This is a genomic window from Pseudomonas sp. NPDC089758 (assembly GCF_044748705.1).
In the GTDB taxonomy this organism is placed as follows: domain Bacteria; phylum Pseudomonadota; class Gammaproteobacteria; order Pseudomonadales; family Pseudomonadaceae; genus Aquipseudomonas; species Aquipseudomonas putida_X.
In genome coordinates this window covers 103,333-124,914 of sequence record NZ_JBIVGN010000016.1, presented here as the reverse complement: position 1 = coordinate 124,914, position 21,582 = coordinate 103,333, and the positions used below count along the sequence as shown (strand labels likewise).

Sequence of the window (21,582 nt, the reverse complement as noted above, 5' to 3'; positions counted from 1 at the left end):
GGGTATCGGTATGACTTCCCAGCGTACCCGCGAGCGGCTGATCCAGCGCCTGTGCGAAGAGGGCGTATCGAACCCCAAGGTGCTCGATGCGATCCGCCGTACGCCGCGCCATCTGTTCGTCGATGAGGCCCTGGCCCATCGTGCCTACGAAGATACTGCGCTGCCGATCGGGCACAATCAGACCATCTCCCAGCCTTTCATGGTTGCACACATGAGTGAGCTGCTACTGGAGGCCGGGCCGCTGGACAAGGTGCTGGAGATCGGAACCGGGTCCGGTTACCAGACGGCGATCCTTGCCCAATTGGTGGAGCGGGTATTTTCGGTGGAGCGCATCAAGGTGTTGCAGGACCGGGCCAAAGAACGCCTGGTCGAACTGAACCTGCGCAACGTGGTGTTCCGTTGGGGGGATGGGTGCGACGGCTGGCAGGCGCTGGCTCCCTACAACGGCATCATCGTTACCGCCGTGGCGCCAGAAGTGCCACAGGCACTGCTCGACCAGCTGGCTCCCGGGGGGCGAATGGTCATCCCGGTAGGCCCTGCTGGCGAAGTCCAGCAGCTGATGCTGATCGTGCGTGAGGAGCAAGGCTTCTCCCGCCGCGTACTGGGCGCCGTGCGCTTCGTACCGTTGCTCAATGGCCCGGTGGCCTGAGCTGCAGGGAATATTTGTGCTGGCGACGAATTCTTGCCGCATTGCCCTGTCTATCTGGCGGGGCATCCCGGCTCTTCACCGAGCCTGTGGCCGAGCCTGCCAATACAGTCGCGCTCGGTTATAATTGCAACATTATTGCATTTCTTTGCGTATTTTCGATTTTCGGCACCATGAGGGGAGCGCGGGTGGGGCACACAGTCATTCGGCAGCGCAGGGATTGGTTGAGTTTCAAGCTTCTGGTGATTGCACTGGCCATGGGCGCCCTGCTGACTGGTTGCTCAAGCACCGGCTCGGGCGGCGCACGCGTAGTCGATCGCAGCAATGCGGCGCCCAAGCGGCCGACGGTGACCTCCGGGCAGTATGTGGTCAAGCCTGGCGATACGTTGTTCTCCATTGCCTTTCGCTACGGCTGGGACTACAAGGAGCTCGCAGCCCGCAATGGCATCTCTGCGCCTTACACCATCCGGCCAGGTCAGGCGATCCGCTTCAGCAGCGGCGCTACCGGCAGCACCACAGTGGTGTCCAGCCCCTCTTCTTCGAGCAAGACGACGGTCATTCGTCGGCCTGTTGGAAAACCTATTACGACCCCCGCCAGCGGCGGGAAAACGACGCCAACAACGCGAACCACGCCTACCCCGGTGGTTACCACGGTGCCCGCCGCAGAGCGCGCGGTGGGCGGTTGGACCTGGCCTGCAAATGGCGTGCTGATTGGAAAATTTGCTTCAAACGGTAGTTTGAATAAAGGCATTGATATCGCCGGTGATTTGGGACAGCCTGTTTTTGCTGCGTCTGATGGTGCGGTGGTCTACGCCGGGAGTGGCTTGCGGGGCTACGGCGAACTGATCATCATCAAGCACAGCGATACCTACGTCAGTGCCTACGGTCACAACCGCAGGCTGTTGGTTCGGGAGGGGCAGCAGGTCAAGGCAGGGCAGTCGATTGCTGAAATGGGGTCCACGGGCACTGATCGGGTGAAGCTGCATTTCGAGATTCGCCGCCAGGGCAAACCCGTCGATCCACTCCAGTTCCTGCCACGTCGTTGATTGTTGTTCCCGGCCTGTTCCTCTGAGGTAGAGGGGAGAGGCTCCAGCGATGCCAGGGATGCAGGCGCCGCTCGAGTCTGAGTTCGAACTCAGCAAAGGACTATAACAATGGCTCTCAATAAAGAAGCGCCGGAGTTTGACATCGACGATGACGTGCTCCTGATGGAGACGGGCATCGTTTTGGAAACGGATGTGGTGTCAGACGAACCTGCTGTACCGTCGGTTCGGACCAAGGCTAAATCAGGCTCTACGCTCAAGCAGCATAAATATATCGATTACAGCCGGGCGCTCGATGCCACCCAGTTGTATCTCAACGAGATTGGTTTCTCGCCTCTGCTTTCGCCGGAAGAGGAAGTGCACTTCGCGCGCTTGTCGCAGAAGGGCGATCCAGCCGGGCGCAAGCGCATGATCGAAAGCAACCTGCGCCTGGTCGTGAAAATCGCCCGCCGTTACGTGAATCGCGGCCTGTCCTTGCTTGACCTGATCGAGGAGGGCAACCTGGGGTTGATTCGAGCAGTCGAGAAGTTCGACCCAGAGCGCGGTTTCCGTTTCTCGACCTACGCGACGTGGTGGATCCGCCAGACCATCGAGCGGGCGATCATGAACCAGACCCGCACCATTCGCCTGCCGATCCATGTCGTCAAGGAGCTCAACGTCTACCTGCGTGCGGCGCGGGAGTTGACCCAAAAGCTCGACCACGAGCCTTCTCCCGAAGAGATTGCCACCCTGCTGGAAAAGCCCGTTGCCGAGGTCAAGCGCATGCTTGGTCTGAACGAGCGGGTATCGTCGGTGGATGTTTCGCTCGGGCCGGATTCGGACAAGACCCTGCTCGATACACTCACCGACGATCGGCCGACCGACCCGTGTGAACTGCTGCAGGATGACGACCTGTCTCAGAGCATCGATCAGTGGCTGGGCGAGCTCACCGACAAGCAGCGCGAGGTGGTGGTACGCCGTTTTGGTCTGCGGGGGCACGAGAGCAGCACCTTGGAGGATGTAGGCCTCGAAATCGGCCTTACCCGTGAGCGGGTGCGGCAAATCCAGGTAGAGGGGCTCAAGCGCCTGCGTGAGATCCTGGAGAAGAATGGCTTGTCCAGTGAGTCACTGTTCCAGTAAGCATTCAATGCCAGTATGCAAAACGCCCCGATGACCTCGGGGCGTTTTCGTTTGGTGCGCAGGCCATGGCGGCCGGCCGTTAGCTGAGTACGAGGAATATGTAACTTGCTACCCCTGATGCACTGCGTGTAAGCCTTTGCTTACTTGTTGTGTAAGCCATACACGTAACAACCAGTAAATCATTGTCGTTTCCAGATCCGCTGTTTTCTCAAGCCGCTGAAATAATTGAACTTTTTGGATATGTGGAAATGTGTCCACGGCAATGTCTTGTGAGGGTTCGCGGTTGCCTGGCCTCCAGAAGTCGTTAGTATTCGAACTGTGCACACGGACATGCACAGGCGTTCAGGAAGAGCGCCAAGGACATCGCAAGACGCGATTCATCAGGACGATGTTCAGGACAAGCAGGGACTACGGAAAAAAATGTGGGCGGGTCAAACCGCCCCTTTTTTTTGCCCGTAGAAATGAAAAAAGGCCCGTTGCGGGCCTTTTTCGTATCCGGGCGATTAACGCTCCAGATCGGCGATCTTGCCGGGCTTGCCATCCCACTCTTCGGCGTCAGGCAGGGCATCCTTACGCTCAGTGATGTTCGGCCAGATCTCCGCCAGCTCGGCATTGAGCTCAAGGAAGTTCTCCATGCCCGCAGGCACTTCGTCTTCCGAGAAGATGGCCTGGGCCGGGCATTCAGGCTCGCACAGTGCACAGTCGATGCACTCGTCCGGGTGAATGACCAGGAAGTTCGGGCCTTCGTAGAAGCAGTCCACCGGACAGACTTCCACGCAGTCGGTGTATTTGCATTTGATGCAGTTGTCGGTGACGACGAAGGTCATTTCTAGTTCTCTCCTCAGGCAACGGCGGCGGCCCTTCCTCTCAGGGCCGCGCGGTTTACGGGCATGTGGCTGCAGGCCAGGCTAATAACCTGCAGCACCAGCAAACCGCGGCGGATTCTACCAGCTTGTAGTGGACGCCGTTATAACAGGTTCTTTAGTTGATATAGCATTTCGATAGCTTGACGCGGGGTCATGTCGTCCAGGTCCAGCTTGCCCAGCTTTTCGATGGCCGGGTGTGGCAGGCTGGCGAACAGGTCGCTCTGGTGCGGTGCTTGTGGCTCGCCCTTGGCTTTTTTCGACACGGGTTGTTCATGGGGCAGGCTGCTGGTCTCCAGCCGCCCAAGGTGTTCGCGCGCACGCTGGATGACCGGCGACGGCACGCCCGCCAGTTGCGCCACGGCCAGGCCGTAGCTCTGGCTGGCGGGGCCAGGCAGCACGTGGTGCAGGAACACGATGCGCTCGTTGTGTTCGGTAGCGTTCAGGTGGACGTTGGCCACCAGCGGTTCGCTTTCCGGCAGGACGGTCAACTCGAAGTAGTGCGTGGCGAACAGCGTGTACGCACGCAGCTGCGCCAGGCGCTCGGCAGCCGCCCAAGCCAGCGACAAGCCGTCGAAGGTGCTGGTGCCACGGCCGACCTCGTCCATCAGTACCAGGCTGCGGTCAGTGGCGTTGTGCAGAATGTTGGCGGTTTCGCTCATCTCGACCATGAACGTCGAGCGGCCTCCTGCCAGGTCGTCGCTGGAGCCGATACGGGTGAAGATGCGATCGACCAGCGACAGTTCGCAGCTGGCCGCCGGAACGAAACTACCGATGTGCGCCATCAGCACGATCAGTGCGGTCTGGCGCATGTAGGTGGATTTACCACCCATGTTCGGGCCGGTGATGATCAGCATCCGGGTGCTGTTGTCCAGGCCCAGGTCGTTGGCTACGAACGGCGTGGTCAGTACCTGTTCGACCACCGGGTGGCGCCCCTGCTCGATGCGCAGGCAAGGTTCTTCGACGAAACGCGGGCAGTTCAGGTCCAGGTTCAGCGCCCGCTCGGCCAGGTTGCTCAGCACGTCCAGCTCGGCCAGCGCTGCCGCGCTGTCCTGCAGCGGTGCAAGGTGGCTGATGAGTGTCTCGAGCAACGCGTCATACAGCATCTTCTCGCGGGCCAGGGCACGGCTCTTGGCTGACAGCGCCTTGTCCTCGAACGCTTTGAGCTCCGGCGTGATGAAGCGCTCGGCCCCTTTGAGGGTCTGGCGACGAATGTAGTCGCCCGGGGCCTGTTCGGCTTGCTTGGTCGGCAATTCGATGAAGTAGCCGTGCACCCGGTTGTAGCCGACTTTCAGGTTGGCAAGCCCGGTGCGGGCTTTCTCGCGGGCTTCGAGGTCTATCAGGAACTGGCCGGCGTTTTCGCTGATCGCCAGCAGATCGTCCAGCTCGTTGTCGTAGCCGGCCTTGAGTACGCCGCCGTCGCGGATAACCGCTGGCGGGTTGTCGATGATTGCCCGCTCCAGCAGGCTGGCCAGTTCCGGGTAAGTGCCGGTGATGGCCGCCAGGCGCGCCAGGTGTGGGGCTTCCAGCTCGGCCATGGCGTTCTGCAGTTCGGGCAGGGCGCCGAGGGCATCACGCAAGCGTGCCAGATCCCGCGGGCGGGCATTGCGCAGGCCGATACGGGCGAGGATCCGCTCGATATCGCCAATTTCCTTGAGCTGGGGCTGCAGTTTTTCGAAGCGATAGCCATCGAGCAGGCAGCGAATCGAATCCTGGCGCGCCTGCAAGACCTTGAGGTCGCGAAGCGGCCGGTTCAGCCAACGGGTCAGCAGGCGGCTGGCCATTGCGGTCTGGCAGCGGTCGATCACCGACTGCAAGGTATTGTCGCGGCCGCCTGCCAGGTTGATGTCCAGTTCCAGGTTGCGACGGCTGGCCCCGTCGAGGATCACGGTGTCGTCCAGGCGCTCATGGCGCAAGCTGCGCAGGTGGGGCAGGGCGGTGCGCTGGGTTTCCTTGGCGTAGGTCAGCAGGCAGCCGGCGGCGCCGATGGCCAGGGTCAGCTTGTCGCAACCAAAGCCCTTGAGGTCTTTGGTTGCGAACTGCTGGCACAGCGCCTTGCGTGCCGAGTCGCGGTCGAAGTCCCAAGGGGCACGTCGGCGTGCGCCCGGACGTTTCTCGGCCGGCAGGTCGCGGGGCCAGTCGTCGGGGATCAGCAGCTCGACAGGGTTGATGCGTTCAAGCTCGGCCAGCAGGTTTTCCCAGCCTTTGATTTCCTGCACGCTGAAGTTGCCGCTGGTGATATCCAGCACCGCCAGGCCAAACAGGCGCTCGTCCCCCAGCAGTGCGGCAATCAGGTTGTCGCGGCGCTCATCAAGCAACGCTTCGTCGCTGACCGTGCCTGGGGTGATGATGCGCACCACCTGACGCTCCACCGGGCCCTTGCTGGTGGCGGGGTCACCGATCTGCTCGCAGATCACCACCGACTCGCCGAGCTTGACCAGCTTGGCCAGGTAGCCTTCCAGCGAGTGAAACGGAATTCCGCACATGGGGATCGACTGGCCGGCAGACTGACCGCGCGCGGTCAGGGTGATATCCAGCAGTTTTGCGGCTTTTTTCGCATCTTCATAGAAGATTTCGTAAAAGTCGCCCATGCGGTAGAACATCAGCTGGTCCGGGTGCTGGTTTTTCAGCTTCCAGTACTGCTGCATCATTGGTGTGTGGTCGGAAAGACTGGACATTCAAGGCCTTGAAGCTATGCGTCTATTAGACAATGGCAAAGTGTCTAATACTACAGGCTTTTTTTCGGCAGCGCTGGAGGCTGTGCTACGTCAATTTCACGCAGGCGCAGATAGCGTTTTGTCATCTTCGCATCGGTGTGACCGCCGAGCTTCTGGGCGTCGTTACCCTGCTTGTCGGTGTCCGTCAGCGACTTGGCGCGCAGGTCATGGATGGTTGCCCCTGTCACCTTTGCCTTCTCGCACGCCTTCTTGAACGCATCCTTCACCGTTTCATAGGAAACCGGCTTGCCGCCGCCTCGCGTACAGAACAGCGTCAGGCCGCGCACCTTCCGTGGTAGAGATTTGGCCCGAGCGATCAGCTGCTCCAAGTCCGGTGTCATGCCGACGATGAGCTTCGCGCCGGTCTTCTGCTGGTCGAAGGCAATGCCCTTGTCGCTGATATCGGACAGCCTGATGGCCAGCACGTCTCCGATGCGTTGACCAGTGAGGTAGCACATTTCCAGAATCGACCGGATGTAGGGTGAGCACGCCTCGCAGATGGCCGAGAACTCGTCATCGTTGATGTAGCGATCTCGCTTCTTTTCTGTATGCCGCTTGATGCCGGTGCAGGGGTTCGAGTCGACGATCTGCTGTTCCAGCGCGTAAGCGAACACCATCCGGAGGAACGAGATCACCCGGTTGGCCATGTTCGGCGTGTCGGACATGTGCAGTTTCAGCGCAGCTACGTGACGCGGCAGCACCTGGCGGGGTTCGAACTCGGCCAGGTGATGCTTTAGCTTTGCAGAGGCGGCCTCGTATTGCTTTATGGTGTTCTCGGCCAAGCGCCCGCGCATGGCATCCAGGGCATCATCGATTAGCTTGGGCATGCCGCCCTTACCCTTGCCGCCCATGATCTTGGCGTAGGCCAGCAGGGCGCCCTGATAATCGCTATCAAGGCGCTCCCACTTTCCCTTCTTCACCAGGTAGTACGCGCCGTGCTTCATGTACATGCACGGCGGCAAGTGCCTGTCCTTCTTTCGCGGCCTCATCGGTCGTCCCTTCTATCAAAACCGGAGTTCCGGTCCTTTCTTCTCAGCATGCCCGCCCAAGCGGGCGAGCACGACTTGTCTCAGCACCTTCGGTTTCCCGTCGGCACCCAGCACATACCCAAATTTCTCTGCCTGCAACCAGCGGACCTGGTCCTTGGGTCGGAGGTAGCCCGTCATGTCGGCTACCTCATCCGGTGTCATGAACATGGTTTCTCTCCACGCCGCCGGTGGCGGCAGGTCGGTGGTCAGTCGGGGATTTTCTCGAGTACGGCGTTGGCGACCTTGAGCGCCGCCAGGGCGTCATTGACGTAGGCCGGATCGAAGCCGCCTGCGTAATGGATCACCCGCTGGCAGGCGTCCAGCTCTTTGCGCAACAGGCGCAGCGCCTGTACCAGCTCTTCCTGCAGCGCGCCTTCGGCTCGACCGATATCCCAGAACTACAGGCACCAGTGATCGACTGGCGGTGGGTTGCTGTTCTGCTTACCCGTGGCAAGGGCGCCGATGATGACGTCACAGACCGAGCGCTTGTAGACGTTCTCGCCGTCAAGACTGAGGCCGCCGCGCCGGCGCAGCGTGTTGATCACCTCGTCGACGTTCAGGCCGCTGTCCTTGAGCACGATGTCGAGCTCAGGCTTGTCCGGGGTGTAGATGACCAGGGCCAGCTTGGCGTCTGGCCAGAGATCCGCCGCCAGGCGCTCGAGGCAGTCGTTGGCGGTTTCGTGGAATCGTTGAGTAGCGGGCATAGGGGATCCTCGCCCGCGCATGTCGGCGGGCTTGAGTTGTAGGGGGAAGGGTTACTTGATGCGGTCGAAGAAATTGCCGCCGCGACGCTGGTAGGAGAGCCCAGACCAGCGGGATGCAGCGCTACCGGCCTGCCTGATGTCGACTGCCTCAGCCGCATAGCCAATGTGCAGCACCTCATCGCCGGCAGCGCTGCTGAGCACGATCATGGCTGCCAAAGGCTCGCGCTCGATCTCGTTGCCCTCAATGTGCTGGGCAATGGCTCGAAACCAGTCAGCCAACTTCTTGCGATCGGCCTGGTTGGCAGCTACCTGGTTGTTTTGGAGTCGGCGCTTGACCGGAAATTGGAATACTTCGGCGGTCATCGCGGCCCCCTGTAGATCAGATAGGCCATGTAGGTGAGGGCGATCATGGCTTCCACCTCTTGCCCACGCGGTACACCATCATCATGTTGTGATGGAGCGGAACTTTGAGGACGTGGTCGAAGAACTCGCCCTTTCCTGAGATGAATCCGGTAGGCACCTTGGTTCCCCCGGCGCCGAATTCACGCCAGCATTCTTCGCCGCCGTTCTTTTCCCAGTAGGCGCGCTCGCGCTTTGGGATCTCATCGTAGGTTTTTTCGAACACGGAGATATCAGGGATATCACAGATCCTGCGCCATGCTGGATTGCGCTTGCACCATTCAGCAGCATGCTGAGAGGCTTGATCGACTGAGTAGAATTCCTTGGTGCTTTGTTCGGTCATGGCATCAGCTCCTTCGGCACCTGGACGGTATCGCCGAGCTTGGCTGCGGCGTAGGCGCGGGTTGCGGCTATCAAGCGTGTATCACCCCGACCAAATCCCACCCGGGCATCGCCGTCACCGAGATCGATCCACACCTCTGCGAAGCGGCCGCCGCCAAGCACTTTTGGAAGTCGACGCTCTTCTGGGTTGATGCGGTCAATCAGCGGTCCGCCTAGCGCCCAGTCTTCCCACGGATTGAAGCGTTTCGTGTGCTCGATGGCCTGGCCCCGGTACCGCGCAAATACCCGCCATGAATTGCCGTACTGGGGAGGCGCCAGGAACACGTCGATTCCCTCTGCCTTGCCGACTGCCCACCCTAGCGCCTCGCCGGAAAGGTCGGCCGTCTTCACTTCGATCAGGTCGGACATGCTTCGAACCCTCTGGCGCGCATTTCCACCGACATGCTCTTAACGGTCTGTGCATGCGATACCACTTCATCCCCTCGCATATCGGAAAGCTCGCCAGCACGGGCGCAGTCCACAAACTGCTCGAGCTCCTGTACCTGGGCCGGGATATGGCCATCGGATGAACAGGTGACCTCGTATTCGGCGCCGTCGATGACTATGCGCCGCGGATGGCGGCCGAGTCCGCGCACGACGATGGTGGTGAATTCGCTCACAGCTGATACCTCTCATCAATCCAGCGCCCAGGCGCCAGTGCGGGTGTAGGTTCGGGTTGTGTTTCGTGCGGGGAGAGCTGGCGCTGGTTGCCGGCCTGCCGATCCTGCATTGGCAGGCAGCTGATGCCGGAGCCCATGCCGGTGATCCAGCAGGTCACGCCGCGCTCAACGTCGTCATATCGGGACAGGCCGCTCGGGATGAAGCGCTCGAGCACGATTGGGTCTGCGCTGGCGCCGGTGGCCAGCAGCAGGAGGCAGAGGGCGAGGCGGTTCATGGCGTCACCACTCGACGACCCCACCAGCAAACCGGACCGTCGTCGGTGTCATGGATGGCCAGGCAGAACCAGCCATCACCTTCAGGCTTACCCGGCTCCCAGTACCCGCAGTGCGGCTCATCGGACTGGAAGTAGCGATCTGCGATCTCTTCCGGAGCGTCTGTTTCCAGGTGGACCATGACGAGCTGCAGGCCCTGCTGCGCGATCCAGGCCTTGCACTTCTCGCCGTCGCCCTCATCGAAGTCGGGCAGGTCAGGGTGCTGGAACATGCCGTATTCGTCACGGCGCACCACTGCCGGCCTGATCAGGCCTTGGCGATCGAGGCGTTCGATCTCAGCGAGGATCAGCGCACCAGCTTTCACCAGGTCGCGCCGACGATCTGCGCTTGGCTTGAACGTATCCGGCGCCCATGGCCAATCGGTACTCATGGTTCCAGGCTGACCGGAGAGACTGGCGTAGACACTTGCTGCCCTGGCCAGCTCGCCGCTGGCGTAACCGTCATCGCGAGACAGCGAGTAGCCTTCGACGCCGACCTGCCGTTGGCGCTCGAGCACGACATCCTGCGCCGCACGGTTGAGGGTGATTCCACTTTTCTCAGGCATGACTTCGTCCTTAGCCGCTCCTGCGACCGGCTTGTGCTTAAATGGGCGAGTGTTGAAATGGATCTTCTAGTGAGGGATAACGCTTATGCTTGCTGTCGGAATTGCGCTTGTTGCTGTTGGCCTGGGCACATCGAATCCAGGCCTCTGGATACCGGGCGCCGCGTTCATAGCCGCCGGGGTTGTGAAACGAGCACGCAGCTGACCCCTTGGCCGCCATATCGCGGCAGTGAATAGAGGGGAGAGGGGTTACAGGGGGATGGAGTACAGATGTGCTCCAGTGTTAGGAACTGGCACCGGGTCGCGCGCAAGCGTTGTCGGCCATTGCCCGACATTCCACCTGGCGCGGGCCGTCAAACCTTCCGCAGTCGGTGTGTGCACAGGCGTTGCAACCTAGCGGGTCGGGCAGAGCGCTCGACTTTGCGCTGGCGGATAGGGCGGTGCAAACCTTGCCTCGAAGCTTGTCGATAGCATCCCACCAATCTTTTCCGTACCGGTGAGCGAGCTTGGCGTGCCCGTCATGAGCGGTCATGATGTACATGAACTCGTCGGCTTCACGCAGCAGCGCCTGCGCCTCGGCCAGCTGGGCGCGCTGATTTGAAATGCGCATGCTCTGCCGCATGATCTGCGCGTCAGAGTGCTTGATGAGTTCGCGCAACTGCTCAACCTCGGTGCTGCAGGTCATCGGGCCCAGCCCAACAATCGGCAGTCCAGTCTCCGCCGCATCCCTCTCTGCCTCTTCTTTGGTCCACCAGAAGGCAGTACCAACCATCCAGGCTATAGGCTCGGGGTGGGGCTGCGGGGCTGGCGCTGCCCGGGCATTCCATTTTTCGATGTGTGCGTGCTGGTCTTCGCGGAAGCCCCAGCTGATGGGGCCGAGCACCGGGCAGCGGTGCATGAAGCTGTAGATGTCTTCGCGATGGTGCTTCGTGATCTGCGGCTTCTCACCACAGAACGGGCAGGGAAGCAGCTCGCTGACCATCTCGGTGTTGCTGGATCGGTTTTCTGTGGGCATGTGGATACCTCAAGCCTTGGCGATGATGTCGGCCTCTGCCATTTCGCAGAAGAACGAGCAGGAGGGGATTTTCTCGTTGCGGCGCACTGGGCCGTCGCCGAGGTCGCGCAGGGAAAAGCGCACGTTGGTGTCGCGATTGCGGAACAGGTAGGAGCCTGGGCCCAGCTCGTCCTGAATTACGCACAGGGCCTCGAACTGCTCAGGGAAGTCCTCGCGTATAGCCCGGAAGTAACCCTCGCCCCCTTTCGCACAAGCGATGCAATTGGCGTTGTGGTAGCCCATCCGGTACATCAGCGGCAGTTCGATTCCAGCGCGCTGGATCATGGCCTTGCAGTCTTCCTTGCCCAGCCCGCGCTCGATCAGCGGCGCGATCGCCGGCTTGTCAGGATTGCGCTCGCAAAAGTCGTCGAACCTGCCCACCTCTTCTGCGGTAAAGCCGAGCACCATCACATCGCCAGGCTGTTTCCACGTATCAAGCAGCCGCCGCTTGAGCAGCTTGGTGCAAGGCGCTCCGTATTGGTTCTTGATGTAGCGCTCGCGCCTGAAGACCTCCAGCGCATCGGCGCCGTATTTCTCATCTCGAAGAACGTTGATGGGCTGGCCGAACCAGACCTCGCAGTCTTGGGCGAACCGGCGGTTGTCTGCTTCCTCGTTGGCAAGGAATGCGTTGATGATCTGCACGTCGTGCGTGCTGCCGTACTCTGCCAGGGCCAGCTTGGTGGCCACTGCCGAAGCGGCGCCGCAGCTGAACTGGCAGACGATTCGATGGGACATGGTCGATCCTCGCCGGGGAGGCGTTATCGTTGAATAGGGGAAGGCGCTGGCGGGCAGCGCTGAGAGGCCTTTGCGATGCTGGTCGAGGTTTGCTATAACGCCCGACCACTTCAAAGGAATGAGCTTATGTCTCACAAAGCATTGGTTTTCTTCTCTGCCGCCGCATTCTCTGCAGTAGTTCTGGCGGGCTGCAAAGAAGACGCACCTGACACTGCTGCCTACGAGCCGACTAGCGAACATTGTCAGCCCGACTACCTGAAATCGCTTCCAGACAACAAGGCCCGCGAAGACCTGGTCGAGAAGTGCATGACCGGTGGCTCGTATAAGAAGTCAGAGCCGAAGACCTGGTAACGTCCGATCTTCGTCAGTCAGCGCCGCCTCATCAGGCGGCGTTTACGTTTACGGGGTGGCGGGCAGCGCCGGAGCGTCAGGCGGCGGCGCGAACCTTGAACGACAGCATGGCGGTGGCGTCGTCGTTGAAGCACTCGGCCAGGTCTTGATAAACCCGGTACTTGGCTTGGCTGCGGGTAGCCGCCCACACGCGCTGAACGTAATGGCGGGCATCGCCAAGCATGTACCGGACGTCATCCCAGTCGTACATGCCATTGGTGAGCACTTCCCACTCCTTGAGCGGCAGCTTCTCGGCCATTTCGCCGTACTGCATTTCCCAGGTCGGGTGGTAATTGCGGATGCGCTTATTCGGGTCGCTGTCGAGGATGACGCCGATGTAGTGCCCGCGATCGGCCATGATCACCCCAGGCTCGCCGTTGGCGATGACGCGACGCCCAATCTCGGCCGGCACGTCGTAGTGGCGGCGAACGTAGTCGCAGTTGTAGTTGCTCATGGCTTTCTCCATGCATGCGCCGCGCTCCGTGGCCGGATGCGGCATGGTGGCAATTTGGTTTGGGATGGGGTATTACGGGTGACCGGCATGGGGTCGGATACAGGGCGTTTAGATGGCTTTCGAGAAGAGAACTCGCAAATTCATCAATGGCATCGACAGCGCTAAAGCAGCTGCCGAAGCAGATGGAATAGAGTTAACGGCCGATGAGGCTGCTAAAGCTGCGCTACGCAATGCGCTTGGAGCCAAGAAGGGGAGGCCCAAGAAAAAGAAGCGCCGAGGAGGATCAATGTTCTTGCCCGGAAGCTTTGAAAGTTCTTCCAGGTGATACCCCGCCTAGTGCTGCATGCCTTGCGCGTGCTCGATCACGTAGATTCCTGTGTCGTCCGGATCGTCGCCGAGAATCAGATCAGGCGCGCGCAGCTCGCGACCGATGCGGAACTGGTCGAGTCGTCGCGCCACAAAATCCGAAACAACAATTTCGTGGCGCGGCGCACTCAGGAAGTGGCGGGCCGCTTCAGGCCCTAATTCATGGATGCGGTGGATCAGCAGGGTCATGGCCTCGCCGTTTTCCTCGACTTCGGCCCACTGCATGATCTCGGCCAGGGCCTGGCGGGTTCCGGCGCGCGTCTTCATGCGCAGCTCTTCAACCCCCGCTCTGGCCTCTTTCTTTTTGCGCTTCTCGTCGCGCTCTTGCGGTGACATCGCCATACGGCACCTCTTTCAATCCGCTGGGCGGTAGGTTGAACTGCTCACGCCGCCTTGTTCTTTGCAGCGCGCTTCGGATTTTTCTGCTCAATCTCTAAGTCCATGTCGTTCCAGCCGGCCAGGAACCAGGATCCGTGGAACGTGTGAGAGGCGAATGGGTTGGCCATCTTGCCGCCACCGTTGCGTCGGCATTCCCGGCCAAGGTAGTAGACGCTGGGATGCTCGCAGTGCTCGCTCATGGCCTACCCCTGGCGCCGCTGAACTGGAAAATCAATGCCGAACTCATCAAGGATCCGCACAAGCCGACAGTTGCCGATACCCAGCTCAGACGTGGTCCGGCATCTGGACTTGCCAGCATCACGCATGGCAATGATCTTGTCGGCCAAGTCGCGATCCTCCTGACTCGGCTCGGCATTTACCTTCGCCGGTCTGCACGGCTTCGGCGGGCTGAAGAACCTGAATCCTCCCCGCGCCGCCACGCCCCAGAGAGCGGTCTTGGTTTCGCCCAGGAGCTTTGCGACCTCACCACAGGTCATGGTCTTGGCGAGCTCTTCTACCTGCGCCGTGCGTGCCTTGGCGCGGCTTTTACGCTCGCCGCCGCGCTCCTGATTGACTGGCTTGACCCGCTTCGGCTTCGGCTCAGGGTGATGGCGCTGGCGGAAGGGCACGTACTGGAACCCCTCCAGCACAATGATCCGGCCGCCAGACGAGAAGAAGGCCGCTTTCGCTGCCTCCAGGTCGATTGATTGGTTCATGCAGCCTCCTTCATTCGCTCGCGCATCTCCTTCTCCAGGTCGCTGAGCTCTTCCAGAAACGCCTTAACCTCTGACTCCATCTCGCGGATGCGCTTGAAGTCGCGTTCGAAGCGGTGGCACACGTACTGAAGCGGCTCAGGCAGGCGGTCGTCGTAGCTGACGAAGTCTGCCCAGGCTCTGCCGGTGCAGGCCATCTGGGCCAGCATCTGCCACTCGTACTGCGGGTCGTGCCGTTCTGACTGCATTGTGGCGATGTGGGTGGCTGTGTTCGGGCACTTGATCTCCAGCACACCATCATCACCGACCAGACCGTCCGGCGAAGCGCCGAAACCCGGAATGGTCGGGTGCATGACCAGACCGGTCTCAACCACCATCAGGCATTTTTCAGCCTCGTAGGCCATGCATGCAAAAGGCTCAAGCTCGACGCCGCGCTGCACGGCGGGCTTACTGGAAAGATCTGGACCGCTCTGCTGACCGGTGAGGCGCTCGCACAGAAGCTCCATCATGTAGTTTTTCCGTGTGGCAGATGGTGCGCCGCCCCGGCCGCTGGCCATCACATCCTTCACTCGACTCGCGGTAACGCAGCCAAGGCGTGCCGCGAACCATTCAGCGCTACGCTGCTCCATCTAACACCTCCTCAGATTCGCCTTCGATAGGCGCCGTCTCTGCCTTGATGGCGTCGGCGCGCTTGGTGACCTCGGCCTTAAAGCGGGCGTGGCCGGTCGCATCCTTCGCCTGTTTCATGGCCGCGGTTCCCTGCTGGTACACATCGGTCAGAGCCTCCAGGCTGCAGGCCTTCTGTGCCAATGCGATCCAGTTGTTCACCATCTCTGGATCAGTGGGTGCCGAGCCGGTCACGCTGGCCAGCCCCTCACCGCCATCCGTGTTCAAGTGATGAATCGCTTGTTCCAGGCGCTCAGTCTTTGGCCAGTACTTGTAACCGCGCTTCACCACGGTCTTTTTGGCCATCTCGCCCGGGTCGGTGACCCATGGGCAGGATTTGTTCTTGCTGACCCATGCCTTCCAGGCGCTGGACCTGTCCCGGATGGCGTTCACATCCTCGATGCTCATGGTTTCGGTCAAGTAGTCGCCATCGGCGGTCTTGACGACCACGTACACGCCGATCACCTCGCCGCGATCCTTGGCGAACGGGTTGTAGGAATGGGTCGGCGGCTTGTCGAAGCCGTTCAGGCTGAAAGCGTCTGCGGCGTAGACCAGTTCGGCCTGAGCCCAGCGGATGGCGCCGGTCGACATGGCCAGGTCCATCAAACCGATGTAGCTGATGTCCAGACAGATGCGGCCGTCGCGCGGTACCAAGTACGCCTGCTTTTTGGCCGGGTTCAGGCTGATACCGATGGCGGCGATGTTGGTGATCGCGTTGGCCACAGACTGCCGGTTCTGCATGGCCACCTTGGTGGCGTACTCGCTTGAGGTAATCACCTGGATGGCGAATTCGGCCTCGCGCTCGAAGTTCAGCGAGCGGTCCGTCAGCACGTTGGCGAACTGGTTCCGCTGCGCGTAAATGTCCTGCGAGATAATGGCTACTGCCTGGATCATGGCGACCTCAGTAGGAAATGGCGATGTTCGGAATCTTGCGCTGGGCAATCAGAGTGATTGCCTGCTTGGCGCATTCCTCGGTCATGCCGCCGGCGACGAAGGCCTCCAGGGCGGCGCGGTTGATGCTGGCCCGGTGCGCCTTGTCGCGCTCGCGGGCCTCTTGCTGCCGGAGGATTTCGGCTGCTGCTGCATCGGCGCGGCGACGTTCTTCTTGGCGCGCCTGCTCGGCTGCCTCTTCTTGCCGTCGAGCGGCGTCCTGGCGCTCCTGCTCCATCCGCTGCTCGGCGGCAACGCGGTCGGCTTCGGCCTGAATGCGAGCGCGCTCGGCTTGCTCGGCCTGCAGCTTGAGTTGCAGGCGCTGGTTCTCGGCTTCGCGCTCTTGTGCGGCAGCCTGGTCAAGCAGTTCCTGCTCGCGGCGGGCTGCGGCTTCACGCGCTGCCTGCTGCTCTTGGGCCACACGCTGACGCTCGGCCTCCACGGCCTGTTCTTGCGCCAGGCGGATGCGGTCTTGCTCGGCGCGCTCTTCTGCTTCGCGGCGCAGGCGAGCCAGTTCGGCTTGCCCGGCCTCGAACTGCTCGCGCTTGTGTAGCGCTGCGCGCAGGGTGGAAAGCACCTTGTCCTTGGCATTTGCCGCTTCCGCCTCGAATTCCTCCCAGTGAGAGCCGAGCTCCATACCTTCAGCTTCGGCGATCAGGCCCTTGATGTGCAGCGAGGTCAGTTCGCCCAGATCATCTGCCAGCGTTTTCAACCAGTTAAGGCGGTCGTTGTGACGGTCGATCCGGGCATCCTCTGCTGCCTGCCAGTCATCCAAGGGCTTGCGCACTTCCTTTTGCCAGGATTCAAGGATGTCCCAAACCCGCTTGCGCTCGGCGTCGATGCGCGCCGGAACCTTCTTCTGTTCCGCAGACAGCTCCTTGCCCTTGTTTTCGATTGCTGTCTTGGTGCGCGCAACCTCGTATGCCATGGAGGCGATTTCCTTGCGTCCTTTGACCGTTTTCAGATCAGGCACCACAGCCAGGAACTCGTCGATCTTCACGCGGATCTGCTGCAGCCAAGGCTCAAGGCCCTTTTCAGCGCTGTACACCGCCAGAGCTGTTTCCTGAGGCGGAGCAACGATCAGTTCTTTTTCTGCGGACATGCGATTCTCCCGCGCCATCCATGCGGTGGGCGCTGAATTGGTGGTTACTGGGTGATGCAGCCGGCCCAGGTGCTCAGGAGAAGCCAGCCGGTGCAGAAGGAGAGGGCAAGGAAGGAGCCACGCCACATGGCGAAGCGCCTGGCGCGCTGGTAGCTGGTCATGGCCGTGGACTCACGGCGATGCGCCCAGACTTGATGGCCGCTACTAGCTTTGGCGGCAGGTTAGCCACAGCTAGCTCGCGGGGCAGTCCGGCGCCAATGATGGCCAGGCTGCGCTCGATCTGCTCAAGCTGCTCGTCGATTAGGGATTTCACAGGCGCCGTGCTCATGCCACCCTCCCGTGCATCTCCATCCACTGTTCGTGGTCGCGGGCAATGATGCGGTTCAAGCGCTCCGTGTAGCTGCGCTGCTTGAGAAGATCGATTGCGCCGGTTAGCCCGGCCAGGTCGATCGCCATCATCAGCTCACCGCGCAAGCCCTCACTGAATGAGGCGTTAATCGCCTCGAAGCGAGAGTCGATGATGGCCACAACCTCTTGCCGTGTGCCTTTTTTCATGCTGTCCTCCGGGCGGCACCTGAGCCGCACATGGCTTCCATTTTTTCGAGTGCTGACGCGATCGCTTTCCGGCTGCTTGCCTTCTGGTGCTCGTCTTGTTTGCGGATCATGGCGAGCCAAGCCCGGTTATTTGCCGCAGCCTGCTGTGGCGTAACGCCTTCCGCCCAGTGAACTTCCTGCTCACCAGAGAGGCGATGATCCAAGGCCCGGGCCTGGGCGCTGTCGGCATAGAGGTCGTGCTGGGTGGCCATGATCGCCTCCAGGTGGTGGGTTACTCGGTGGGTGGTGAAGGGAATGGCCGCCAGTAGACAGGCCAGTACAACGGGTCAACCCAGTAGTCATCGTTATCGAGGTTGTCGTCGTCAGCGAATGGGTGGAAATCGCCGTTCATGAAGCTGAAAGGAACAACGATAAGAGCGGCTGTCTTGTCGTCTCGGAAATGCACGCAGCAAAGACCGTGATCACCATTCTTTGGAAGCTGATGCTCAGTTCTGATCCAGCCGTTCATGGCTTCACCCGGGCGGCGAGCATGGCGTCGGCCAGTTCGTAGCACTCGGCTACTAGATCTGCGCGTTTTGCATCAGCGGTATTGGGGTCTGCGCACAGTCCCTGCAGCGCCTTAGCCGCGAAGTAGTCGCGCAGGGTCATGCCTGACATGAGCTGCTTGGCCTCGTCGACATGAGATGGCTGGAATGTGTCGTGGTCGTATGAGACCGGGAAAGCCGGGCCGCCTGTGTCTTTGCTCATGCAGCCTCCGGGTGTTTCTCGCCGCAGAACATGCAGTAGTTGCCAAGCACGTTGATAGTTGCCTTGGCTTTCACTTCCTTGCCTTTGGCGGTGGTGCGGGTTCCAACGATTTCGCATTCCGCGTACTGGCGGCCGGCAGGAATGAGCATGTAGCCCTGCAAGGTCGCCTTGGCGCCGATGATTTCCGGGTGCCGATCTGCTGCAGCCTTTTCGAATTTCTGTCTGCAATCGCACATGGGTATGTCCTCATGACCGCATTGGTCGGGCACCAGGCGCAGTGACCAAACTGGGCGTGAAAAGCCAGCCTGGTACCCGCCAATGCGGTCGTATGTGAAGGGAAGGGATGCAGAGGCCGGGCGCTACCCCGGCAGCTGGCTTGGCGTGGACCCATCCAGCGGCGCAATTCGTTTACCCTCAGTGCGAGGGAGGGACGTCCACAGGTGCTTCGGTAACCGCGCCCTGAGCTGGGCGCTTCTCTGCATCGGGGTGTGATCTGGTATTGAGCGCCCCGTTTCCGCGTTTCGGCGCATCCATCTAGGCGCTTGGGTTTCAGCGGCCACGTCTCACAGATCACACTCCGATGCAGCCTGCGATGGGGAGCAGGGCATCGGGCAGTTAACGTCAGGCTGAAGTGGCGCTGGTTGTTCAGTGCGGCTCAAGCCTACGAAGCGTGCAGAGGTGAGCTATTTCACGACCCCAGTCATATGCGTCTTGGTGGGCAAGGTCTGAAAACGAGGTAGTTACGGTGAGGCGAAATTCCGTGACGCCAAGCAGAAATGCCTTGATTCGACAGATCATCTATTTGCCCTCCAGGGCGGTTGATTTATCCGTGGTTGGCGAATTCGCCGTGAAGTTTTTGGCGAAGCTCTCGAGCGGCAAGGTCGGCTTCATGCACATCCACGTAGAACCCGCCGTGGTGGACGCGGTAGTTCAGGCATACCTGAACGTGCCACTTGCCCTGGCGCTTGTTCCAGCTGACGTTCTTGAAGCCAGACGTGTTGTGTACGCGCTTGCCCTGGTTGTGGTTGTTCTGCTGATGAGTGCACTGGCGAAGATTGGCCCACCGGTTGTCATCGGTTTTTCCGTTGATGTGGTCAATCTCATCTGCCGGCCATTCGCCTGTTATGTAAAACCAGGCGAGCCTGTGGAGCCTGTAGTTTCGGCTGCCAATCCAGGCAAGTAGGTAGCCTTTCTGGTCCGGCTTGCCCAGCACATACCCGTCTTCTATCCGAGTGCAGACCCCGGTTTCTGGGTTGTAATGCGCAAGTCGAAGAAGCTCATCGTGAGCGATTCTGCTCATATGTCCTCCCGATGCTTTCCACGAGACCCTGTCGCCAAGGTCGCCTGGAGAGCATCCGGCCCAGTCGAAAGGGCCGGAAATCTCGTTTCCTAAAGAGCTTGTTCAGGTCGGGTCCGCTTGATGCTTTCGCCTTGCGGGGCCTGGATCGACACTTCGCTGTCGTCTGCTATCTGGCGCGTCCAGATGGTGTGAGGCTTGAGGGCCTCCCGAGGGGCTGTGTAGCGCCTCGGTGTTGAGCCAAGTAAACGCGATGTTTATAAACACGTCAACACCTTTTGTTTATTTTTGTTTATCGAATGGTTGGGGCGGCCAAATCTCAGGCACAAAAAAGCCCGCGCTAGGCGGGCTCTGTGGCGATTGGAGGATCTACCAGAGGACTGACGACCAGAAGACTTTCCCCTTGATGTGGATGTTCTGGTCGATCATCTCCTGTGCGGTGTATTCCTCGTCTGGGTGCTCGTCACGGTTGAAGCTGCGCATGCGTATGCCGCCGCCTGGAAGGCGGTAGAGGGTCTTCACCCGCAGCTGCCCGTCGTGGTCGATCGCGTACATCTTGCCATCCACCACTGCCGTGCTTCCCTGATCAACGCCAACGGTGCTCTTGTCTGGAAGGACAGGCTCCATACTGTTTCCGCTGACCGTCACGCAAACCGCATCCCCAGGCTGAACGCCCTGGCGGCGCAAGGTCAGCTTTCCAAAGCGCAGCCTCTGCTTATGAGACTGCTCTACTACAGTGCGGCCGCTTCCGGCAGATAGCTCTACTTCCTTGAGAAACGGCACCTCAACCTCGTCATCATCCAGTGGCGTGTCGTCGTCCCATACATCTATTGGGCCTATAAGCCTTGCATTTGAGGCAGGCACATATGGGTCTGGCGGACCTCCACTGATTGGCACGGTGCCATCTTCTAGCCACTCCACCGAAACCTGCAACTCTCTAGCCGCCAAGAAGGCCGCGCGCGTTGGCAAGCCTCGCTTGAACCAGTTGTTCAAGACCTGGGGGGTCACATTCAGCTGGTCAGCCAGCATCTTCGGGGTCAAGCCCCGCTGATTCATCAGTTGTCGCAGGCGATCGCCTGAAGTCTCGGTATTCATAAACACAAAGTTTACCGGGCTTGCGTTGTTTATTAAATAAACGTATTGTTGAGATATGTTTATTCGCCTAGGGCGGACTGTTTATGGAAATCACACCTCTGGAGCGTGCAATTCACGCCGCCGGCTCGGGTAAGGCCCTGGCTGAGCTTCTGGGCGTTACGCCAATGGCTGTTTCCTATTGGAAAACCAGAGGCGTGCCAGCCCGCCAAGCACTCCCTATCGAGAAGGTCACCGGCGTTTCTCGGCATGAGCTGCGCCCGGACCTGTACCCCTCTGAAGCCGCTTAATCAATTTCAACCGCAAGGAGCATTACCCCTATGGGATTCAAAGACCCCCTGACACAGCGTCGAGATCTGGCGAGGAAGGTCCGACTTTATCCACTGCTTGATCGGCAACTGCAGCGTGCTGCTCACAAGGCCCGGCGCGAGTACGCGACCTACCTGTTCGAGATGCTCGAGTGGGCCGCTGTGAACGGCGGCATCGAAGCCCTCATGCCCGACGATCTGAAGGATATCGCGGGCTAGAGACCCTCAGGAGGGCACGATGGAATTTTGTGAAGAGAACGTGCCGCCAGAAACCAGAGCCAAGATTCATCGCCTTATGGAAGCCAGGGGTTGGACGTTTGAGGAGGCCGTTAACGAGGTCTTGCTCGAAGCAATTACGTCCGGCGCAACGGTATTCGTAGGAAGGCGCAAGGCACCGGTTC

General features: G+C 60.4%; 33 protein-coding genes and 1 pseudogene. 7 read left to right on the top strand and 27 right to left on the bottom strand.

What is annotated here, in order from left to right; translation table 11 throughout:
* Positions 1-10: 10 nt before the first annotated feature.
* From ACIPZH_RS20590 to rpoS, 3 genes are all read left to right on the top strand, one after another.
* On the top strand, positions 11-649 hold the full coding sequence (locus ACIPZH_RS20590; protein WP_161872020.1) for a protein-L-isoaspartate(D-aspartate) O-methyltransferase: 639 nt from the start codon (positions 11-13) through the stop codon (positions 647-649).
* A 185-nt stretch (positions 650-834) separates the two neighbouring features.
* On the top strand, positions 835-1,692 hold the full coding sequence (locus ACIPZH_RS20585; RefSeq protein WP_241804441.1) for a peptidoglycan DD-metalloendopeptidase family protein: 858 nt from the start codon (positions 835-837) through the stop codon (positions 1,690-1,692).
* Positions 1,693-1,800: 108 nt separating this feature from the next.
* Positions 1,801-2,808 carry an RNA polymerase sigma factor RpoS gene (gene rpoS, locus ACIPZH_RS20580; protein WP_241804432.1) on the top strand — a complete coding sequence of 336 codons (1,008 nt, stop codon included), beginning with the start codon at positions 1,801-1,803 and terminating at the stop codon, positions 2,806-2,808.
* Positions 2,809-3,311: 503 nt separating this feature from the next.
* Here rpoS and fdxA read toward each other — a convergent pair.
* The 13 genes and pseudogenes from fdxA to ACIPZH_RS20515 form a co-directional block, all read right to left on the bottom strand.
* A complete protein-coding gene (gene fdxA / locus ACIPZH_RS20575; RefSeq protein WP_012315871.1) occupies positions 3,312-3,635 on the bottom strand; it encodes a ferredoxin FdxA in 324 nt (107 codons plus the stop codon).
* 140 nt (positions 3,636-3,775) lie between these two features.
* Entirely contained in the window at positions 3,776-6,349 is a 2,574-nt protein-coding gene (gene mutS / locus ACIPZH_RS20570; protein WP_400637625.1) for a DNA mismatch repair protein MutS, read from the bottom strand.
* Positions 6,350-6,399: 50 nt separating this feature from the next.
* Positions 6,400-7,377: a tyrosine-type recombinase/integrase gene (locus tag ACIPZH_RS20565; RefSeq protein WP_400637623.1), complete on the bottom strand. Its 978-nt coding sequence runs from the start codon at positions 7,375-7,377 to the stop codon at positions 6,400-6,402.
* Between the two features lie 15 nt (positions 7,378-7,392).
* On the bottom strand, positions 7,393-7,584 hold the full coding sequence (locus ACIPZH_RS20560) for a DUF4224 domain-containing protein (RefSeq protein ID WP_039614784.1): 192 nt from the start codon (positions 7,582-7,584) through the stop codon (positions 7,393-7,395).
* Positions 7,585-7,622: 38 nt separating this feature from the next.
* Positions 7,623-8,120, bottom strand: a pseudogene (locus ACIPZH_RS20555) (hypothetical protein).
* A 51-nt stretch (positions 8,121-8,171) separates the two neighbouring features.
* Complete coding sequence (locus tag ACIPZH_RS20550; RefSeq protein WP_400637621.1) at positions 8,172-8,483, bottom strand: hypothetical protein; 312 nt, start codon at positions 8,481-8,483, stop codon at positions 8,172-8,174.
* A gap of 43 nt (positions 8,484-8,526) precedes the next feature.
* Complete coding sequence (locus ACIPZH_RS20545; RefSeq protein WP_027609605.1) at positions 8,527-8,862, bottom strand: hypothetical protein; 336 nt, start codon at positions 8,860-8,862, stop codon at positions 8,527-8,529.
* The gene (locus ACIPZH_RS20540; RefSeq protein WP_400637619.1) at positions 8,859-9,269 is read right to left on the bottom strand and encodes a phage protein NinX family protein; all 411 of its coding nucleotides are present in this window, start codon (positions 9,267-9,269) and stop codon (positions 8,859-8,861) included. The genes ACIPZH_RS20545 and ACIPZH_RS20540 overlap by 4 nt, the downstream gene beginning before the upstream one ends.
* Positions 9,257-9,520 carry a hypothetical protein gene (locus ACIPZH_RS20535; RefSeq protein ID WP_400637617.1) on the bottom strand — a complete coding sequence of 88 codons (264 nt, stop codon included), beginning with the start codon at positions 9,518-9,520 and terminating at the stop codon, positions 9,257-9,259. Before ACIPZH_RS20535 ends, ACIPZH_RS20540 begins: the two co-directional genes overlap by 13 nt.
* On the bottom strand, positions 9,517-9,795 hold the full coding sequence (locus ACIPZH_RS20530; protein ID WP_400637615.1) for a hypothetical protein: 279 nt from the start codon (positions 9,793-9,795) through the stop codon (positions 9,517-9,519). The genes ACIPZH_RS20535 and ACIPZH_RS20530 overlap by 4 nt, the downstream gene beginning before the upstream one ends.
* Positions 9,792-10,064: a hypothetical protein gene (locus tag ACIPZH_RS20525; RefSeq protein ID WP_274145547.1), complete on the bottom strand. Its 273-nt coding sequence runs from the start codon at positions 10,062-10,064 to the stop codon at positions 9,792-9,794. Before ACIPZH_RS20525 ends, ACIPZH_RS20530 begins: the two co-directional genes overlap by 4 nt.
* Before the next feature lie 613 nt (positions 10,065-10,677).
* The gene (locus ACIPZH_RS20520; RefSeq protein WP_400637614.1) at positions 10,678-11,409 is read right to left on the bottom strand and encodes a Lar family restriction alleviation protein; all 732 of its coding nucleotides are present in this window, start codon (positions 11,407-11,409) and stop codon (positions 10,678-10,680) included.
* Positions 11,410-11,418: 9 nt separating this feature from the next.
* Positions 11,419-12,183, bottom strand: a complete 765-nt coding sequence (locus ACIPZH_RS20515; RefSeq protein ID WP_400637613.1) for a hypothetical protein — start codon at positions 12,181-12,183, stop codon at positions 11,419-11,421.
* 126 nt (positions 12,184-12,309) lie between these two features.
* Here ACIPZH_RS20515 and trbK point away from each other — a divergent pair, with 126 nt between their 5' ends.
* On the top strand, positions 12,310-12,534 hold the full coding sequence (gene trbK, locus ACIPZH_RS20510) for an entry exclusion lipoprotein TrbK (RefSeq protein WP_400637612.1): 225 nt from the start codon (positions 12,310-12,312) through the stop codon (positions 12,532-12,534).
* 76 nt (positions 12,535-12,610) lie between these two features.
* Here trbK and ACIPZH_RS20505 read toward each other — a convergent pair whose 3' ends face one another.
* A complete protein-coding gene (locus ACIPZH_RS20505; protein ID WP_400637611.1) occupies positions 12,611-13,027 on the bottom strand; it encodes a hypothetical protein in 417 nt (138 codons plus the stop codon).
* A gap of 112 nt (positions 13,028-13,139) precedes the next feature.
* On the opposite strand from ACIPZH_RS20505, the gene ACIPZH_RS20500 reads away from it, so the two are divergent.
* A complete protein-coding gene (locus ACIPZH_RS20500; protein WP_346641360.1) occupies positions 13,140-13,352 on the top strand; it encodes a hypothetical protein in 213 nt (70 codons plus the stop codon).
* 8 nt (positions 13,353-13,360) lie between these two features.
* Here ACIPZH_RS20500 and ACIPZH_RS20495 read toward each other — a convergent pair whose 3' ends face one another.
* The 13 genes from ACIPZH_RS20495 to ACIPZH_RS20435 all read right to left on the bottom strand — a co-directional run bounded on the left by ACIPZH_RS20495 (position 13,361) and on the right by ACIPZH_RS20435 (position 20,876).
* Entirely contained in the window at positions 13,361-13,735 is a 375-nt protein-coding gene (locus ACIPZH_RS20495; RefSeq protein WP_400637609.1) for a hypothetical protein, read from the bottom strand.
* A 41-nt stretch (positions 13,736-13,776) separates the two neighbouring features.
* Positions 13,777-13,971 carry a hypothetical protein gene (locus ACIPZH_RS20490; RefSeq protein ID WP_400637607.1) on the bottom strand — a complete coding sequence of 65 codons (195 nt, stop codon included), beginning with the start codon at positions 13,969-13,971 and terminating at the stop codon, positions 13,777-13,779.
* A 3-nt stretch (positions 13,972-13,974) separates the two neighbouring features.
* Positions 13,975-14,487, bottom strand: a complete 513-nt coding sequence (locus tag ACIPZH_RS20485; protein ID WP_400637605.1) for a hypothetical protein — start codon at positions 14,485-14,487, stop codon at positions 13,975-13,977.
* Positions 14,484-15,113 (bottom strand): lambda exonuclease family protein, encoded by a 630-nt coding sequence (locus ACIPZH_RS20480; protein ID WP_400637604.1) that lies wholly within the window; start codon positions 15,111-15,113, stop codon positions 14,484-14,486. Before ACIPZH_RS20480 ends, ACIPZH_RS20485 begins: the two co-directional genes overlap by 4 nt.
* Positions 15,100-16,044: a recombinase RecT gene (locus ACIPZH_RS20475; RefSeq protein ID WP_400637602.1), complete on the bottom strand. Its 945-nt coding sequence runs from the start codon at positions 16,042-16,044 to the stop codon at positions 15,100-15,102. The genes ACIPZH_RS20480 and ACIPZH_RS20475 overlap by 14 nt, the downstream gene beginning before the upstream one ends.
* Positions 16,045-16,051: 7 nt before the next feature.
* Positions 16,052-17,182, bottom strand: a complete 1,131-nt coding sequence (locus ACIPZH_RS20470) for a hypothetical protein (RefSeq protein ID WP_400637600.1) — start codon at positions 17,180-17,182, stop codon at positions 16,052-16,054.
* A gap of 324 nt (positions 17,183-17,506) precedes the next feature.
* Positions 17,507-17,737: a hypothetical protein gene (locus tag ACIPZH_RS20465; protein ID WP_400637599.1), complete on the bottom strand. Its 231-nt coding sequence runs from the start codon at positions 17,735-17,737 to the stop codon at positions 17,507-17,509.
* Positions 17,734-17,988: a hypothetical protein gene (locus tag ACIPZH_RS20460; protein WP_400637598.1), complete on the bottom strand. Its 255-nt coding sequence runs from the start codon at positions 17,986-17,988 to the stop codon at positions 17,734-17,736. Before ACIPZH_RS20460 ends, ACIPZH_RS20465 begins: the two co-directional genes overlap by 4 nt.
* Positions 17,989-18,008: 20 nt before the next feature.
* Positions 18,009-18,245 (bottom strand): hypothetical protein, encoded by a 237-nt coding sequence (locus ACIPZH_RS20455; RefSeq protein ID WP_400637596.1) that lies wholly within the window; start codon positions 18,243-18,245, stop codon positions 18,009-18,011.
* Positions 18,242-18,484 carry a hypothetical protein gene (locus ACIPZH_RS20450; protein ID WP_400637595.1) on the bottom strand — a complete coding sequence of 81 codons (243 nt, stop codon included), beginning with the start codon at positions 18,482-18,484 and terminating at the stop codon, positions 18,242-18,244. Before ACIPZH_RS20450 ends, ACIPZH_RS20455 begins: the two co-directional genes overlap by 4 nt.
* Positions 18,481-18,720, bottom strand: a complete 240-nt coding sequence (locus ACIPZH_RS20445; RefSeq protein WP_400637593.1) for a hypothetical protein — start codon at positions 18,718-18,720, stop codon at positions 18,481-18,483. The genes ACIPZH_RS20450 and ACIPZH_RS20445 overlap by 4 nt, the downstream gene beginning before the upstream one ends.
* Positions 18,721-19,307: 587 nt before the next feature.
* Complete coding sequence (locus tag ACIPZH_RS20440) at positions 19,308-19,784, bottom strand: HNH endonuclease (RefSeq protein WP_400637591.1); 477 nt, start codon at positions 19,782-19,784, stop codon at positions 19,308-19,310.
* Positions 19,785-20,150: 366 nt separating this feature from the next.
* The gene (locus ACIPZH_RS20435; RefSeq protein WP_400637590.1) at positions 20,151-20,876 is read right to left on the bottom strand and encodes a helix-turn-helix transcriptional regulator; all 726 of its coding nucleotides are present in this window, start codon (positions 20,874-20,876) and stop codon (positions 20,151-20,153) included.
* Positions 20,877-20,959: 83 nt separating this feature from the next.
* Between ACIPZH_RS20435 and ACIPZH_RS20430 the strand changes: the two genes are divergently transcribed.
* Together ACIPZH_RS20430 and ACIPZH_RS20425 are read left to right on the top strand one after the other, a co-directional pair.
* Positions 20,960-21,163: a Cro/CI family transcriptional regulator gene (locus tag ACIPZH_RS20430; RefSeq protein ID WP_060476700.1), complete on the top strand. Its 204-nt coding sequence runs from the start codon at positions 20,960-20,962 to the stop codon at positions 21,161-21,163.
* A 30-nt stretch (positions 21,164-21,193) separates the two neighbouring features.
* Complete coding sequence (locus tag ACIPZH_RS20425) at positions 21,194-21,400, top strand: hypothetical protein (protein ID WP_019751332.1); 207 nt, start codon at positions 21,194-21,196, stop codon at positions 21,398-21,400.
* Positions 21,401-21,582: the final 182 nt, after the last annotated feature.